At 41.9% G+C, this 17,142-nt stretch carries 12 protein-coding genes and 2 pseudogenes; 5 read left to right on the top strand and 9 right to left on the bottom strand.

The window, feature by feature from the left end; translation table 11 throughout:
* Positions 1–25: 25 nt before the first annotated feature.
* The 7 genes from GLIP_RS11320 to GLIP_RS11290 all read right to left on the bottom strand — a co-directional run bounded on the left by GLIP_RS11320 (position 26) and on the right by GLIP_RS11290 (position 12,639).
* Complete coding sequence (locus GLIP_RS11320; protein WP_008844771.1) at positions 26–2,329, bottom strand: PglZ domain-containing protein; 2,304 nt, start codon at positions 2,327–2,329, stop codon at positions 26–28.
* Between the two features lie 12 nt (positions 2,330–2,341).
* Positions 2,342–6,103: a BREX-1 system adenine-specific DNA-methyltransferase PglX gene (pglX, locus tag GLIP_RS11315; protein ID WP_008844770.1), complete on the bottom strand. Its 3,762-nt coding sequence runs from the start codon at positions 6,101–6,103 to the stop codon at positions 2,342–2,344.
* A gap of 4 nt (positions 6,104–6,107) precedes the next feature.
* Positions 6,108–9,797, bottom strand: a complete 3,690-nt coding sequence (gene brxC, locus GLIP_RS11310) for a BREX system P-loop protein BrxC (RefSeq protein WP_008844769.1) — start codon at positions 9,795–9,797, stop codon at positions 6,108–6,110.
* A gap of 12 nt (positions 9,798–9,809) precedes the next feature.
* A complete protein-coding gene (locus tag GLIP_RS11305; protein ID WP_001115853.1) occupies positions 9,810–10,358 on the bottom strand; it encodes a hypothetical protein in 549 nt (182 codons plus the stop codon).
* Positions 10,342–11,142 (bottom strand): BrxA family protein, encoded by an 801-nt coding sequence (locus tag GLIP_RS11300; protein ID WP_007105023.1) that lies wholly within the window; start codon positions 11,140–11,142, stop codon positions 10,342–10,344. Before GLIP_RS11300 ends, GLIP_RS11305 begins: the two co-directional genes overlap by 17 nt.
* Positions 11,143–11,158: 16 nt before the next feature.
* Positions 11,159–12,079 (bottom strand): WYL domain-containing protein, encoded by a 921-nt coding sequence (locus GLIP_RS11295; protein ID WP_008844768.1) that lies wholly within the window; start codon positions 12,077–12,079, stop codon positions 11,159–11,161.
* Positions 12,080–12,396: 317 nt separating this feature from the next.
* Positions 12,397–12,639 (bottom strand): hypothetical protein, encoded by a 243-nt coding sequence (locus GLIP_RS11290; protein ID WP_226992213.1) that lies wholly within the window; start codon positions 12,637–12,639, stop codon positions 12,397–12,399.
* On the opposite strand from GLIP_RS11290, the gene GLIP_RS22410 reads away from it, so the two are divergent.
* The gene (locus GLIP_RS22410; protein WP_008844766.1) at positions 12,589–12,720 is read left to right on the top strand and encodes a hypothetical protein; all 132 of its coding nucleotides are present in this window, start codon (positions 12,589–12,591) and stop codon (positions 12,718–12,720) included. The two genes, GLIP_RS11290 and GLIP_RS22410, sit on opposite strands and share 51 nt — an antisense overlap.
* Before the next feature lie 49 nt (positions 12,721–12,769).
* Here the strand turns inward: GLIP_RS22410 and GLIP_RS11285 are convergent, their stop codons facing one another.
* On the bottom strand, positions 12,770–13,678 hold the full coding sequence (locus GLIP_RS11285; protein WP_008844765.1) for a 3'-5' exonuclease: 909 nt from the start codon (positions 13,676–13,678) through the stop codon (positions 12,770–12,772).
* Between the two features lie 383 nt (positions 13,679–14,061).
* Positions 14,062–14,262 (bottom strand): hypothetical protein, encoded by a 201-nt coding sequence (locus GLIP_RS22095; RefSeq protein WP_022614398.1) that lies wholly within the window; start codon positions 14,260–14,262, stop codon positions 14,062–14,064.
* Positions 14,263–14,317: 55 nt separating this feature from the next.
* Here GLIP_RS22095 and umuD point away from each other — a divergent pair, with 55 nt between their 5' ends.
* The 4 genes and pseudogenes from umuD to GLIP_RS11265 all read left to right on the top strand — a co-directional run.
* Positions 14,318–14,767 (top strand): translesion error-prone DNA polymerase V autoproteolytic subunit, encoded by a 450-nt coding sequence (umuD, locus tag GLIP_RS11280; RefSeq protein WP_008844764.1) that lies wholly within the window; start codon positions 14,318–14,320, stop codon positions 14,765–14,767.
* A gap of 7 nt (positions 14,768–14,774) precedes the next feature.
* Positions 14,775–15,008, top strand: a pseudogene (locus GLIP_RS11275) (Y-family DNA polymerase); the annotation flags it as partial.
* Positions 15,009–15,398: 390 nt separating this feature from the next.
* On the top strand, positions 15,399–16,610 hold the full coding sequence (locus GLIP_RS11270) for a tyrosine-type recombinase/integrase (RefSeq protein WP_226083541.1): 1,212 nt from the start codon (positions 15,399–15,401) through the stop codon (positions 16,608–16,610).
* Positions 16,611–16,614: 4 nt separating this feature from the next.
* Positions 16,615–17,142, top strand: a pseudogene (locus tag GLIP_RS11265) (hypothetical protein); the annotation flags it as partial.

The following is a 17,142-nucleotide window of genomic DNA, read 5'->3' as shown; positions in this document are numbered from 1 at the left end:
ATCGCATTCTTTAACATAACTGGCCTTAAAATAATCCGCCAAGGTCGCGGTCGTTATTCTTTTTAATAAGAACACGATCAAGCTGCTGTTTTGAAATCGCGTCTACCAGTTGCACTTCTAACTCTTCATGGCCATCAAAGGTGTACTCTTTAGTAACCTGACCATTACTCTGCACGGTAATAACATCGCTCTTATTCACTTGGGTTTTGTTAGCAAAGAACAACAACATCACTTTACGGTCAAGCGTGAACATATTTCCTTCACCCGGTTCAGCCCGCAGTTTTAGCTGGTATAGCTCTCCAGTTACACTGACCAAGTCATGCTTGTTCGCAATGGTTACAGGCAGCTCTCCCATAACATCACTTTCTTGCTCCCAACAAAAATAAGGCGTCACCAACTCCTGAGGTGCTAAACCGCCATGCGCAAAGCCATAAGTACCAGGGGTTTTGAACGGGTTCATGCTGCGAGCGAAGTAAAGATAGTTATAATCTTTGTAGACCTTTGCTACTTCAATAAACTGAGGGATTAAACTTTCTTGCTTGTCACTGGTCCAGATGAAGCGTTCGTCAATGTAGTTTTGCCCTGAAGGCTTAACCACTATCTTATCGGCTTCGCTTAGCAAGCCAGTCAACACGAAACCATGGTCGGTGATTAAATACACCTTGGTATAGCCGATATTGAGCAACTGATTAATCTTTTCAGCAAAAAAATCGATAGATTCTGGGAAGTATTTGAGCGCCTTATGATTGAGCTTGTCACCCATGTCATCGATGTCTTTATAGGTACAAATTAATACTTGGCCCGATAGAGCCTGATCACTCACTTCATCCAACCGGATGTAGTCAATATTAATGCTTGTATTTTGTTCCGAAAGATACTTTTCTCGCTTGTTTTGAACGGCCTCAACCACACCATTAGCCATGTAGATATGACTCATGTTGTTTTCAGTTTCGGATGGACAATCAGCCAAAATATGACGGCGAGTAAGTGTACTATGGTTACCAAGCTGCTTAACCTTGATAGCAACCTGCTCTGCAATCTCATAGGCTACGCCATCGCCTACAATCACGGCTATTTTGCTGTTCTTTCCTGGGCGATCAATTTGAATATCGCGGTCAATAATGGCTTGTAAAATGCCAGTTTGATCTTCCCGGTACTGACTGAAATACTGGAACCACTTATCTAAAAACAGCGTAACGTACTCTTTGTAAAGCTCTTGGAAAGGCTCAAGGCTGTCACGTTGTTGCATAAATTCGGTGTACAAATTACGTATGGCAGTATCAAGCGGGCAGAAATGTCTTTTGTAAAACTCAACACATTCAGCAAAGCTGCTTAAATAGGCCATATCCTTCGGATCAAAGTCGAGCAAAGTAATAATGTCGTTCCAAAACACAATGCCCAGCGCTTGTGCCTGTTTGCTTTGATGGCGTTGTTTCAGCCTTGCAACTAGTTGTGCTGACTCTCCTTTAGCCAAAGATTTATTAGCCAGTTTATTGCCTAATTCCTTTAACCAAGCTTCATCCACCTGCCTAAATGGGTGGTCGGGATTGATCTGCCAGATAGCACTGCTGTTAATAAACGCTGAATCCAACTTATGTTTGGCGAGGTATGAGCCAAATGAATTGCGATAACTCACCGAATCAAGCCAGCTGTTGTAAACTGATAACAACGTTTTATCACAGTCATTATCCGCCAAGCCCTTTAACATCGCAGATACAACTTCAGTCGCTAGGGTAGATGCAGGTTTATCGATATATTCTTGGCCTAGCAGCTCATTAACCTTGCGGTAAAAGGTTTCACGCAACTGTGCGTCGTATTTTTCAGTGGCATAGTTTTCGGGATCATGAACAAAGGGCAGCAGTTCCTTGTCTAAATCAAAGATTTCAGAGGCTCCTTTGTGGCTTAAGTCCATCCAGTATGTACGATCTTTACCCACACTCACTTTTGCAGCAGCGATCAACTCGTCTTTCGGCAAGTTAATATTTAAGTTTAAGGTCCGGTGAACCTTATCCTTGATGTAGTTCTGCAAATAACGAATTTCGATGCAACCATTGGTCTCACAGTACTCGCGTGCAAAGGTTAAGTCTTCTTTGCTGAGTTGCGTATAGATAACGTACTTGTGCTCAGATTCAGGATGCTCTTGTATGGCTTTTTCAATGCGATATTTCGCTTCCAGCTCGTCGAGCTCTCCATTGGTGAAGTACACCTCACATTGACCTTTCAGGCCCTTTATTAGAAATTCTGCCTCCCCGCTTTCATCAATAAACACGGCCACAGGGTGCGGTTCCAGGATGCGCGCTAAATCCTCTTTAAACCAGGTATCAATCATAGTCGGGCATCCTTACCAATCAGCGTTCAAGTATTTTTTTAGCTGGCCTGCATTCAATACGTCATAAGCCAGTATTTTCTTTTTCTGTAAAGGCGCAATATTTTTGCCTACACCATCATCAAGAATCGGGTTGTAACCTTCAGCCAATAGTTCGTCGATTTTCTTTTTAAAGGCGTCGATTTCTTTCAATTGCTTAAAGATACGCTCTTTCTCGTTTTGCGCTTCAGCGCTTTCATTGCCAGCAATATCACTCTGGCGGTTTTGCAAAGCGCGTTCACGGTTTTCGATATATACCGAGCGTAAGCGCAGCAAGTTATCGCGATTCCATTTGTATATGATGATATAGCAATCGAAGCCTTGCTCTGGGCCACTGGTTAAGTGCCAGATAAATGGGGTTTTGGGCAAATACATAAACAGATTTAAGTGATCTGACAGCTCTGCAAAGAAATATTTGTTTAGGTAGTCATGGATTTGCCGCCCTAAAACAGAATCAAAGCTTGAGTATTGAGCAGTACTAAACCCTTTTTCGAGAAACTTCTCCTCGATACGATCAAGAAGCACTTTCTCACCGGCATTAGGCACTAGCGGGATAATGCCATCTTCATCTTCCATTAGAATTTCACGAACCATATCAGCCAAAAATTCCATGGCTAAAGTTTGCATACGTTGCTTAGGGATTACTTTGCTTTGTTTGAACCAATACCAAACGTTAATCGGGTTGACCTGATGTCGGATGCAGAACTCCTCTAGATCGTTGTTGCTCTGGTAAAGGCTTCCAAATCCACTTTCAATGGCTTCACGTTCTTCGACTCTAAACTCTTTGATAGGTAGCGCTTCGATAAACTCACGAGTAGCGTCCAGTGGAAATGTTTTTGTCGCCTCCGTTTCTGCCAGATAATCTTTTCGGGCTTCGGAGGTAACCGGCAGACCACCGATGCTTACACCTTCTTTGGCAAGCACCATCGCTTTATCATGCTCAGTTAGGTTATAGATTTCAAAGATCGTCTCATTAATAATGGCCTCATTAATGAGGATCTGAGTTCTAAAATGATTTTCACGATTTAGTAAACTAGTAATCGCCGATCTCCAGTCTCCGCTATGAAATGACAACAACGGGCTCTTATCGTATTCTCCATCAAACAATTCAGTTGCTCGTATTTCCCTCGATATTGAAACATTTCTTTGTGATAAAAACTCTATCAGGGTTTCTTGAGTTTTATCTGGGATTACGAATGGAATTCGTTCAATGTCACCGACCTGCTTGTTCACTGTAGGATTTAGACACTCAATTATATAATTCGAAAGTACAGAATTAAAAAATGCCAATATGTAGTGAGTGTTTTTGTATTTCTTAATGGGAAATATTGAACTACCACCAACATCAAAAATACATCCTTTTGGCAATATTCTGTAAGAGGGGCCCTTAGAACCAGATGCTGAATATGTTATACCTTCTTTAAAGTAAACAGCTTCATTTTGAGGCCTAGATTTTTGTTTTCCTTTATCATCAGTATAATTTTTTACATCCTGCCCACTTGATTTCCAGTTGACCATTAGCCACAAATTACCAGACCACTTCTTATATGGTCCTCCTTTGGCGTAGTAAACCCAATCATTACCATCAATATTAAAATCTGACGAAGAAAGCTCCCACCAAAATCTTAGAAAACGATTATTGTTTGCTGTCGCTAACCCTTGACAGTTTTTCAAAAGATCTTTTACTGACTCACTCTTAAACTTCTGCCTAAAATCATCGGAAATCCAATAGATAAATGGCCATGATTTGATGATTTTTAGTTTGGATTGTGGGATGGTGTAATTATTTTGGTAAGCTACACCATCAATCAAATTATCATAGGCCTCAACAAAAGCGTTGTAACGTTTGCCTTCATAAATGTGGTTCAACTTTATAAAGGTTGAGTCTTTCTCTTGTTTATTTTTATCAAGGACATACATCGCAGCATCAACTCGAGCTGACTGATGGAACATTCCTAAATAGCCCCACTCCACGAATAGATCGATGCTCGTTTTCTCAATCATATACTTTCGGACATCTTCGAATGTCTTGATATACATAAATGTTGGCGGATGAACCATGGCGACCTTACCGTCCTTATCTGTAAGTTCGCAGCAACGCTTGATAAAGGTGGCATATAAGTTGGTATTAAATTTGTGAGGTTTTTTATAGTTGTCTTCTATGAATTCTTTTAGGTCTGGCCCAAAGTCCGCACTATCCGTGTACGGCGGATTAGCAGTCGCCAGATCATATTCAGAGGTTAACAGCTCTAAGAATGTAATCGCATCTCGCGTTTTTCCGCTTAAGAAAGTATTGCGTTCTGTTCGAGCATACTGCTCTACCGCAGCGAATAAGTTTGCAAAGAAGTTTTCTGCGAATTCTTGGTGCTCGGCATAGTCTGCTGCTGCGAAGAGATCCCCTTCAACAATTTTCTTTTTTAACTTTTGTGTCGAATCAAACGTTTCACCAAGCGCACGTTCTTTTACTTGAGATAGCTGTTCTTTTAACTCTTTATCAATATGAATCAGCGAGCCAAACTTATAGGCTTGCATGAGATCACCCCATACCTTCTCTATAAACTCCCGCTGCTGAGCCGACACCAAATTGCCCTGTTCGAAGATGTGCTTTACTGCCGCATACTCAGGCAAATAGAAATCGGACGATACCACTTTGAAATGCAACTCGCCGACTGTACGGCGCTTTTTCTTAGCTTTGATAAATAAGCCAAGCTGTGCTAACTGGATAGCACGATCGTCTAAGTCTATGCCATGCAGGTTATTTTCAATGATGAGTTTAGGGATGTCTTTTTCATCATAGTCTGCACCATAGTTTTCAATTTGGTCCAGATAAAGCTCGTAATAGAAGTCAAAGGCATACAATAAAAAGTTGCCCGAGCCGCAAGCTGGATCAATGGTGCGCACTTCATGTAAAGGCTTAGGTGCTCGTATTTGTGTTGTTGGTGCGTTGGCAATTTTATAACGCTGTTTTATCTCAGAGTGCGGGTACATCTCGAGGTACATTTTACCCAGAGAGTTTTCGACCAAGAATTGTACCACCCAGCGCGGCGTATACACCTGTGATTGCAGTGATACCTTGTTATATTCGGTTTTATCACCGCTGTCTTTGTGGGCCTTTTTCTTGGCGTTATTGTAGCTTTCGTACATCCAACCGAGAACATCATCACTTTGCCAGATGGTCTCTTCTGATGAGTCATTAGCTTGCGCGTCAGTATCAACCACATTAAAGGCGTCAATAATATCATTTAAACTAATAGCATCAGGTAAAAGCGCATAAGGGTAGGCTTTGCTATACAACGGCAACGTTTGACCAAGTTCGTCAAACGCTGATTTTAAATAATCGCGAATACCTTCCAGCTCTTCATCACGCATGTGCGGATTCATTTCTAGCCAGGCTTTATGGCCGAATGAACGATCACCATGCTCCTTTTGCTTTGTTAATATGGGCGGAAATAAGCTGGCTGCCTCCATCACCTTTATGGCAGCAAGACGGTTGAATAAGGTAAACGTTAATTCATCCAGTAGCTTTTCACGGGCACTTTCATAGCCACCGGTTTCACCGATATGGTTCTCCAGCATCACGGCGAAGCGCTCGCGCTTGGTTTTAACTTCCTCTGGTAGTTTTTCTACCTGGATGGCGTCCATTTGCTTGGTCTTACTAAAACCCAGTCTAGAAAATTGCTTATCGAAGGCGGCTTCAATCAGCTCTCTTAAATGGTCTACGTGGTCAGCTAATTTCATGGGCTTACAGTCCTTCGCTATTAATATCTATAGTTAGTTCGATTTCTTCATCGGGCTTGGCCGCAGCAAGCGCCGTTAGCTGCGTAGTCAGCAAGGTTTTATACTCTTGCACTGTCATCACCTTACTAGAAACTTTAAAAGCAACTTTGCGGGGTTGTTTCGGTGCTGGTGATTGAACTGGAGTCGGGGCTGGTGCAGGCTCGCCACCATCGGGACCACGATTAGGTGTAGGCTGCGGTGTGGGTACAGGCTCGGGCTGCGGTTCTTCTGTGATAAAACTACTTTGTAAAATAAGCAGCTCGCTATCTTTTAGCGGTGCTTGAGCTGTGTAATTCAAAATATCGGAGAGAGAAAAACCACTATTTGAGCAACTAATGCTGAACGCAAGTACTGGTTCACCAACTACTCGTTTTTCTGCGTAGGCTTTTAAGGCATCAAGCTTTTGCTGATTTAATCGGTTCGGCGCCGCGGGGTAGTTCTTAAGTTCACGAAAAGCAGCCTCAATTTTACCGCTCAGGACCTTGTACTCGTGACTCATACCTATAGATGCTGTCTTAACTAACTTGTAATAAGCATCTTTTACAACTTGTACTTGTTGCTGGAGATTGGCAAAGTTTTTCACCATATCCAGTTTGAATAAGCGCTCGAATTCTTCATAGGCTTCATCAATGTTATTGTCACTGCGATCAGCTTTTATCAGCTCGCTTCGAACATCGTCAATAAAGCGCTTAAATTCTTTAACTTTAGGAAAGTTCTTTTTAATGAATTTCTGAGCTTTTAATATGGCTTGAACCGAATTGCTGAACGTATCGCTGTTATTAAGTAGATACTCAACCTTTTCGATATAGTTACTCTCGGTAACTTTACCCGCAAAACCTTGCAAGTCTTGTTTTAAACCTGCCACTTTGGGGAATAGTTCTTCAAAATTTTGAACAGTATCACTCAGGTTGGTAATGGCACTGATAAAGTGTTCAGCCATCAAACGAATACTGTCAGCCAAGTCAAAATCGTTTGTATTCCAATCTACCTTTTTGCCGATATGGTCCTGTGTTTCGAGTTCCATCAGTAGTTGTACTGCCTGGTTCTTCTGCACAGCGGTTAGCGTTGCAGTAATCGATTTGAACGACGCAGATTTAAACTTGGTGGTATTCGTAAAGGCATCGTGAACCGCTTTTTGCTCATGAGAAAAATAGGTGTCGCCGTTAAACTTAACCGATAGTCGACCGGCACGGAATAGTACTGCAAGAGTCGTTACTAATGTTCCGTAGCTATAGCCCCATGGAGCACCTGACAAGTCAGCTTCTAGAGATTTACCATCCATATAGCGCGACTTTATCTTAGCGTTGATTTCTTCAACAATTTTAAGGTGATCGCCAGTAAAATTGCCGTGACCGTCGAAGAATGCAAAATCATTAGCGGTAAATAACTTATTCAGGCTTTCTTTATGTGTGCTGAAAATCTTCGAGACCAGGCTATCAGAAAGTTGACTTGATAAACGCTTGGTGTAGATGTTTTTAACCATTTTTCGCTGGTTGTCGGCAATGGTTCCCTTAAATGTATCAACGTTCAGCAGATGCTCGTCGAACATGTAGATCAGGGATGCATTGTGATATGCGTCTTGAATTAGCCCTCTTAAAGTTCGTTGCTTCTCTTCTCGTATAACTTCAAATTCACGAATAATTTGACGCTTATCGGCATCTTTTTCATTCGAGTATTTTTCCTCCATGTAGGCGTAGCGCATAACTTCGCCTATCAATTTATCAATCTGGGAGAACTCTGAAGTATCTGGCACCAAGGTAATAAGCTCTTTCTGATACTGAGTATCAAGCTTCAGTTGTTCAATAAAATCCTGACGATCATCACTGATATTGAACAAGCTATAGGCTGTGATCTTTAAGTGTTTGCTTCCTACAGGTGCTAACTCATCGTCTTGGTCCGACAGCACGCTAAATTTGAATGCATCACTGCCATCATTGTAGGATGCAACTGCGTTAAAGGTTTTGTAGTCCTTCAGATACTTAATTAACTCACGCTTCTTGCTGAAAAGTTCGACATCAAAATCTTTCATTTCTTCGAGCATTTTGCCTTCAAGATCTGATGTGATTTTGTAGTTGTTGTTTGATAGTAGTAGTACTTTAGCTTCAAGCAGTAGCTTAAGCGCGTCTTCAATTGCTGGCTTTACTTCATAGTAAGACGTAATGTCAGTAATATAGCTTTTGGTTATATTTTCAACCGTTGGCGCGACTACTTCAGAGTCGGCTAATAGATGCATGGTTTTGAGCAGTTTCTCGCCGTCAATGCTGCTGCCATTTTCCTTTAATATTTTTCGGCTTGTATCGTATTTGTTGACCAATCCAACTGGCGGCGCGGTTTGGGCTTCATCACATATCGCGAACCCTGGCGTAAAGCTATACAGCTCTTTGTCACGCATTTGCTTACGTAGTACGTCAAATGTTGTGATAATCATGCCTCGAGCTGCAATTTGGGTAGCAACTAAAGCGTTTGAGCTAAACAAGAACTTTTGCAAAATATCGAATTGATATTTGTGGAAAGGATAATAGACCGCAAAATCTTCAGCTGTTTCCGTTTTCGTAGGGAACGATGATTTTAGGTTGGTGGCGTCGCTGATTAGGCCTTCATTCTTTTGGTAATAAGCAACTAAATCTTGTTTTGCCTGTTCTGTTTTTTGAAGTAATCGACTACGAATGATAACGTCTACTTCTGTAGACTCAAGGTGAATCTTGGTTTTAAAACGATCGGTAACCTTGGTCAAACTACTGCGACTGACGTTAGCATTGTTAATCACGTCGTCGAGCTTTTCTTGGGCAATCGCTATGGTCCAAACTTTATTACTTATACTCGATAGCGATTCACTAATCCCTTCTAAATCTAAAAGGGTAAATTTCTTCTGGCTAATAGCTTCACTCGCCTCATCGAAAACAAAGACTAGTGTTTCTTCTGCATTAAACTTAAGATATTTTTCCAGTTCCGTTTTAAATTTACTGGCAGAAAAATCCTCTATCGAAGCACTGTAGACGCTTTTGGTATCTTCATAATCTGACTCGCTGTACCCCATTTCGGCAAAGACCTTTCGCATAACTCTAGCGACATGCCGATTACTTTTCTTTAGCTCATCCCAATCCTTCGACTCTAGTTTTTGGACAATAGTTTTAAACTCGTCGTATTTACCATCTAGGAGCAGATCAAACTCCATATAACCGTAAATATCATCACGAAAACCAAGATTTTTAAGCAGATTAGCAAACAAGGTGAAAGCCAATCCACGTTCAGTATTTTGCTTAGCAACATCAAGGAACACTACGCGGCTGTTAATTGCGTCAAGATTACGTAGGGCGTTTTCAATAAGACCTGCATCACTTACACCTTTTAAGCGTGGTATAAAACGCTCACGTGCAGGAGTACCATTTATAATCTGGTTATCTATTATATAACCCAGCATCTTTCCGAAATATGACTTACCAGAGCCATAAAAACCTGATAACCAAACCCCTGTCTCTTTAATATTAGAGGTGAATTGGTTTGTAAATTCGTAGAGGTGCCGCCCAATACCTTCGGTTACGATGTATGACTCGATTTCGTGTTGAATTTCTGTCTCTGAACGGTCTTCAAGGTCAATAACGTTTTTAATATCTTCTTTAAGATCTAACGTTAGTATGTCATTTATGATTGTCATTTAAATTAGTCCCTATTTCACTAACGTACAGCGATACTTTGATGCTGGTCTAAAATTCAAGAATAAAATGTTGTCTTCTGATATTTTCGATGGATAGAAAATGACAAGTGGATGCTTTAGCTGCATAACATCTTTGTGCTCCATTATGTTTACATTCTCTATACCCGTGCCATACAAGCAACCACTTCGAATAAGAAATGGAATCTTATCCTTTTCACAAGCCTGTTTAATGGCTGAAATAATCATGTCAAAAAGGTCTTGTTCTGGATCGTCAGATTTGAAAACAACATGTGGAGTGTTAATGAAATCTCTGTAGTACTCGGAGAAAGCATCCCAGCCATCGGAATCTATAAATCTGACAAGTAATTGGCTGATATCTATGAATTCCGCTTTCTCTTCATAAATATCTCTCGCTTTGTCAATGTATAAATTTTCCTCACCTGGACAATAGGAAAACAATATACTGTTACCACCATTGGCTTGCCGACGAAGCTGATCTTGGTTTTCAATATTAAAGTCTAGGTCAGCAAACTTTTGTTTGTGATCAGCTATAAAGGGCATCGCATATATCCTTATAGGTATGAGTTAATTCGACATTGAGCGCTACACCATTGAAACTCATGTCAAAGAAGCCTTTCATTGAAAGCTTTTTGAATCGGTCTTGAATATCTTCTTTGGCTATAAAACTTGCAGGGAGCAATTCATGCTCAAAAATGCTTTTTATCTCAGGTGAGAATAAATTAGAGAAATATACGAAAAGCACTAATGCCTCAGGTGTTGGGCGAATATGATTGAAAGACTTCACCCGCCCTACCGTTACAAAGTCAAACTTGGTCATTAAACTGAGGTACTTTGTAGCAACTCTATATAAAGTATCTTCTGACCATTGCGGAAAATCAGGACCCTCTGAAGACATTTTATCTTTTAGAAAGGCAATGATGTCGTCCTGTGAAATCTGTGCTCTTCCTGTGAAATACACTTTACTGAACACTTGTGTTGTGACTTCTCTGAACAACCGATTATTTAGACATAGGTGCCATAAAAAGCAAAACTTCTTATCTATTAAAGGCGCATCTGAAAGATAAATTTTTTTAATTAAAAGCTCATGATCTTGATTTATAAACTTTAGAATCGCCTTATTAATCGCCCAACTTACTTTATTGCGAGTTTTTGAAGTTCTAATGTCAAACTCATTTTCATCAGTTATCTTCGAGTCAGTCAAATTAGGCTCACAAAAATAGGCGCTAATTATATTGAAAACAAGCGTATAGTCTTTCAGGCCCGCAATATCTTTAATTGCAGTGTTATAATCTTGAACACTCATTTTCTCTATTAAATCTTTCATTTGTATATCTTATTTATTACTCATAACCAGGTGCTATTTTTAAATTACCCACACCATATAAGGCACCTAGATTTTTCAGCGCTAGTTGAAAATCTCTTGGCTCTAATTCGGATTTTTTTGAACAATCCACATGCCATTGGCGAAGCAAATACCCAGCGATTGCAGCTCTAATCTCAACCTTTAGAACGCCACCCGCCATGCCATAATCCAGTTCAATCGCTTCGCTGTGTTCAATGCGTGGGTGTGGTACTAACTCCAGCTCTACAAATCTGTTCCATTGTCGGTCCTGAGTTTCAAGTTCAGCCTCAGACAGCTTTGAATCTTCAAGCACACCCGCTGCTTTAATTCGGGTCAGTACAAAGTCACGAAACTCATTATGCTTGCGGTCAAAACCACGAACGTGCCAACGCAGGCCATTGTCCACCAGCGTATGCGGCACAATTTCACGCGTGGTTTCACCGCTCGATAACGACACATAGGTGATACTCAAGGCTTTGCCTTTGTAGATGGCCTCGGTGACTTTCGCTACTATCGATAAACTCGGCTTGTTAAGGTGATAAGGCGCTTCACAAGCCAGTGGTGGTTTTACCTTTCCAGTGAAGCCATCTCCGTACCCTTGGCTAATCGTCGCCAGTGTTCTCACAACGTCATAGTCGAACAGGGGCTCAAAAGCTTCACCACGCTTATGCAATTTGAGCTTTTGGTCATACTCAATGTTGCCTGGCGCGAGCTCTCTGTACATTGTGAAGTCTTTCGTTGCTTGTGCAGCGGCTATGCTGAAGCGATCGACTAAATCCGCTCGCACCGCTTCTCCCTTAAACAATAAGGTGAAATCGATGTGGGCAATGCGATCCCTGGTTGCTTGTGGCAACTGCGCTATCTGCGAAAGCCTATCTGACTTCGCCACTACCGTTTGTTTCAGACCATCATTTGTCATGCGTCTTGTTTATCCAATTCAACCAGTTTCTTAAAACTCTGTTTATAAAGTACGGACCGACATCGCGTAATCACATTGAATAGTGTCACTCAATGCTGCTCTTTATCCGCAATGACTTAGCAATCTCTACCGGTTGAAGCTGGACAGATGGCCATAACACACTGAATAGGCTTCAACCTAATTAATTTTATTAGGTATCATCCTATCACAAATTATTTTGTAGGGAAGACTAAGCGGCAACTTTTTGATCTGGATTGCAATTGCCGCTCAGGTATGGGCGTGAAGACACTGTTTCATGCCATTGCTGGTAGCCGCTATCAATGCGCTACCCGAACCAGTGGCACCACGATGTTACTGCTTTCAGACTTCCCTTTTTCCGAGTATGTGGACATCAGGGCTCGTTGCTCACTCTCCCGAATGCGCCTGGCAACTTCTGCCTGAGCTGGCAGCAATGGCAGCATCCCTTCAGCAATCGCGTCTGGGGCAGACTCTTGGCCACAGGACATCAAATGCTTCCATGGATCTTTAAGAAAGCGCTCGAACGTGATGCCAAATTCAATGATGCGGGCAGAGACGAAGATTTCGCCCCAGTATTCAATGTAGCTGTCTTGGTACATGGAAAGATTCCTCTTGTTGGTTAAACCATGAGTTCACTTTCCATTTTCCAGAGGTTTTCAAATATGCAAGAGGCTATGACAAAGCTTTAAATCGATTGCGGGCATCTTTGTAGTCATAGTGGGCATGTTCTGAGCCACGATGGTACAAATCATCCAGGTAAGCTTGCTCCAGCGGCAGCTCGTCTTCGCTGATTTCGCGCCACCAATGTTTGTTGGCACCTTTAACACCGTCATGCCAACGGTAACCGCGCTCTTTTAAATAGTCCTTTACGTCAAACGGCGCACCAAACGCACGAACTAATACAGTTCGCCTGTCTGCTTCAGACAACAAGTTTGCAACGGACTCGGGCAACAAATAGAACAACCAGGCCATCGCCAAACAATCGGTTGCAGCTCGGTGTCCTTCATAGAACCAACCTAAGCGAAGCAGCAGGTACTCAAGCTTTCTACTTTCAAAGCCCAGTGCTTTCCAATCTATGCCACTGGCTGAACAGGCCCAAGATAGATGGCCTAATGCAGCAAACCGCTTTTCAAAGAAAGGACGATCAAACTGTGCATTGTGTGCAACCACCAGCGGATCATCGGATAACCAACTCGCTACAATTGCATCATCAATGCGCTGGCCTTGCACCATATCATCGGTGATACCGGTTAACTCGGTGATCAGCTCGGGGATTGGCTTGCCGGGATCTTCATACAGGCTGATCACATCAACAATCGACACAATCCGCATAGCTGATGGGCTGTAAAGCACCTTAACCATACCAAGCTCAATAATGGACTCGTCATCGGCAGACAGTCCGGTTGTCTCTGTATCGAGCAGCACCATTGGCTGTTCATCACCGACCACAGGAGAAAGTTCAAGTGGCCAGGACTGCGGTTCACGCGTTAATGGAATGCGCTCCAGCAATCTAAAATCTTCTGGTCTTTCTGGGATCTCCGCGAGGCGCTCTAGCGGAAATGGCGCAGGGGCTCTTGTCATTGATGGTTCCTCTTCAATTCTATTGTTCGCTTTGGGTTATTTCACTGTGCCACAGGTTTTTCAAAATGCACCTTGGATACCTCAGCGTTTTTTTAATCTTTCTACTGGGTGAACCCATGTATGAAGGCTTTGGCTAAGCCTTTCAGAAAGCCTTAGCTAAACCCTTTAGGTAACCCTTACCAATACCCTTTACGTATGGCTTAGCCAACCCCTTTTCAAACGGTTGAAAAAGGCTTTAACTGAGTTCGACTGAGCATTTTAATGATGCTCCTGACTTCCCTTTAAGCCAGTAAATTCAATACGAAACAGAATTTTACTAACTGTTTTGAAACCCTTTGCGAAGGGTCCAACAAGCCTTGTCTGACGGTTACTTGACCCATGCGTTAACCAGTAGCAGTAACAGGATCAGTAACAGAAACAAGAGCAGTAGGCAGAAGCAGTATTGTCCAAGCCTTGCAGGCTTTGACGAGGGCGAGCAATCCCCACATCAAGCTTTTCAACACAAGAAATAAATCACCCACGACACAACGTCTTACTCGAACAACTACAGTTTTACCTACAATTTTACTTGTAGAAATCAGCATAGCATTAGATACTGTATAAACAAACAGTATTAATTATGATTTTTCGAGGTTCGTCATGAGTGTCTCGCTGATAGGCCGTAGCGGCGCACTTGCCTTCATCAAAGCCAAGCGCCTTCGTATTCCATTGTTCATGGAACGTGTTTCTGCTGGTTTTCCTTCACCAGCGCAGGATTATGTTGAGCAAACGCTCGACCTCAACGAGCTGTGCATCAAGCGACCGGCTGCAACGTTCTTTGTGCGTGTTGAAGGTGATTCAATGATTGATGCCGGGATTCACCCAGATGATATTCTGGTGGTTGATCGCTCTGTCCAAGCCGAACACGGTGACATTGTCATCGCTGGCATCCATGGTGAACTCACGGTAAAGGAGCTTCAACTAAGGCCGTGCGTCATGCTGATCCCAAGAAACCAGGTGTATGAGCCCATTCATATTCCTGAAGGGACAGAGTTAGAGATATTTGGTGTGGTCACCAATGTGGTGCGAAACATACGCCGTAAGTCGTGACTATCCCATGCCAGTATTTGCCTTGGTGGACTGCAACAACTTTTACGCCAGTTGTGAGAAGCTGTTTCGTCCTGATTTAAAAGATACGCCGATTGTGGTGCTGTCCAACAATGACGGCTGCGTGGTTGCACGGTCGCGTGAAGCTAAGTTACTCGGTATTAAAATGGGCGTACCCGTCTTTCAAATCAAAGCTGAAATGCAGCGCCATGGCATTTTGGCATTCTCGTCCAACTATGCGCTTACAGTTGGGAAATACTTTAGACATCACATGTTGTAATGTTTCAGGTTGTATAAATTAGACGTCGAGATGAGGGGTGGTTACAATTTTTACTATTGGTTAAGAAATATCTTGAAAAAGTAGATGTATGAACGCGTAACCCCCTGGGGGAAGGCTTAGCAGTGTGAATAACGGATGATTTAGGTGTTAATGTGATTGAACAAAATAGGTCGTTTCCAGATGACTTCGGCTTTGACTATTGTCTTATGTGGATTAGTACGGAGAAATATCCCTCATTTATAAGTAGGCCACACCCTGACAGACAGTGGCGAGATCATCCATGACGTTAGGGACAACTCAAAACCATTTGCTCATAAACTTCCAATTTTAATAGACCCCGATGGTATCAATGTGGTGCCAGTGAATCTATATCTTCACTCTTTGTTGGCAGATCCAGATATATCCTCCGATAAGACGATTCAATCCCATGCAGTTGCGTTATTGAGCTTCTATCGGTGGTTGAGCACGGAAATCCCCGAACATACACACCCAAGGACTGGCCTTCTGGTTGATGAAAAACCTCCGTTAACAATATATGACTGCACCGAGAAGGTAGAGGAAAGTCCAATCGTGAGATATCGAGACTATTTATTGGAAAACCTTTATACCAAGGATGAAACTGGAAAAGTCGGTGGTTCTCCAAGTACAGCCTCTAACTATGTTTTGAAAGTTGTCAATTACTTCATCTTCCTTCATCGCCAGCGGATCATTTCAATCAGCAAAACCTTTCGACCATTTGAGTTTAAGGCAAAGACTGTTCGCATAAGCAACAAAGGAAACAGAGCACAACATGAAATGCTCTCACATCTCAATCGCAGTCACAGTAAGGAAATTATTGTATACACCACAGGTCTCACTAGACCATTTAAGAACATAAAAAAACCTCAAGATGCTGATATTCGAGAGCTTAACCCACTTCGTGAAGATGAAAAACAAGAGCTTTATAAACACCTTGATATTGAAAATTCATCTGACACTAAAGCCCTAATGGTGTACTTAAAAACTGAAACGGGATTGAGATTGGAGGAATTAATAACATTTCCTGCCTCTGTCGTGGACAAGCCAAAAGCTAAAGTAGTTAAGGTGCAAATTGGTGAGAATATTAACGGTTGCTTAACCAAGTTCAAAAAAAACAGAACAATTGAAATCCCAGCCAGTGTCATGGATCTGTTGTACGAGTACAAGTTAAGTAAGGCGAGGAAGAAGGCTATTGAAAAAGGATTACTTCGCCATAACCACTTATTCGTTAAATCGAATGGCAATATCTACGCTCCAAACACCATTCAAAAGTATGTGGAAACTATCCGCAATGATTTGACACACTGTGGGCTTGATATTTATTTTGCCCCTCATGACTTACGAGCCACTTTCGCAACCGACTGGCTGTACAGCAAACATATGGAAACAGGTAAGCCCTTCGAGGCTTTGTTACAGGAGCTGGCTGATTTGATGGGGCATGAAAGCACCTCTACCACTCAAAAATACGTTAACTACATGAATGACAATAAAACATGGTTGGAATTCGCTCAGCGTAAAAATCAATTCGCACAACAATCGCTGAGGTGATGATATGGCAAAAAGTCGATTAGCAGCATCGAGAAATCAAAATAAATCACCCGCTCCGCCGATTACTAAGAAAAATGTTACTTCATTAGATTTGATCGTTGATATACGGCCAGAAGGGGTGCTAAACAGCACAAGACACAATTTTATTTATTGGTGTCATGAACAGTGTGATCCCAAAAAACCATTAGCTAAACCCTCTCGACTGGAAAGAATGCAAAAGCTAAAAAGATGGGTTGATCAAGAGAAGAAAAATGAAACCAATGCATGGTCTCTAGTAGTTAAATTAAGCGCCTTAAAGACTTACATTGCATTTTGCGACATTAAGAAGTTCGACCCTTTTAGTCAGGCTGGATATCTTTATTACGCTGGTAACTCAGGTGAGTTACGGCGCTTAGTTGACATTGCTAGTGAGCCTAAAAAATACCAATTTCAGTATCATAATGGTGAAGAGTTTGGTTTGTTGGAATCCTCAGCTCTTCAAAAAAAGATGAATCTCGACTCGATGCTTCCAGTGCTTGATTTTGATGTGTCA

This window comes from Aliiglaciecola lipolytica E3 (assembly GCF_000314975.1).
GTDB lineage: Bacteria > Pseudomonadota > Gammaproteobacteria > Enterobacterales > Alteromonadaceae > Aliiglaciecola > Aliiglaciecola lipolytica.
This window is presented reverse-complemented; position numbering and strand designations above follow the sequence as displayed.

Bases quoted from the DNA above. Each gene is read 5' to 3' on its own strand.
- GLIP_RS11320 (WP_008844771.1), bottom strand. From the start codon at position 2,329: ATGATTGATACCTGGTTTAAAGAGGATTTAGCGCGCATCCTGGAACCG.
- pglX (WP_008844770.1), bottom strand. From the start codon at position 6,103: ATGAAATTAGCTGACCACGTAGACCATTTAAGAGAGCTGATTGAAGCC.
- brxC (WP_008844769.1), bottom strand. From the start codon at position 9,797: ATGACAATCATAAATGACATACTAACGTTAGATCTTAAAGAAGATATT.
- GLIP_RS11305 (WP_001115853.1), bottom strand. From the start codon at position 10,358: ATGCCCTTTATAGCTGATCACAAACAAAAGTTTGCTGACCTAGACTTT.
- GLIP_RS11300 (WP_007105023.1), bottom strand. From the start codon at position 11,142: ATGAAAGATTTAATAGAGAAAATGAGTGTTCAAGATTATAACACTGCA.
- GLIP_RS11295 (WP_008844768.1), bottom strand. From the start codon at position 12,079: ATGACAAATGATGGTCTGAAACAAACGGTAGTGGCGAAGTCAGATAGG.
- GLIP_RS22410 (WP_008844766.1), top strand. From the start codon at position 12,589: ATGCTTCCATGGATCTTTAAGAAAGCGCTCGAACGTGATGCCAAATTC.
- GLIP_RS11285 (WP_008844765.1), bottom strand. From the start codon at position 13,678: ATGACAAGAGCCCCTGCGCCATTTCCGCTAGAGCGCCTCGCGGAGATC.
- GLIP_RS22095 (WP_022614398.1), bottom strand. From the start codon at position 14,262: ATGCTGATTTCTACAAGTAAAATTGTAGGTAAAACTGTAGTTGTTCGA.
- umuD (WP_008844764.1), top strand. From the start codon at position 14,318: ATGAGTGTCTCGCTGATAGGCCGTAGCGGCGCACTTGCCTTCATCAAA.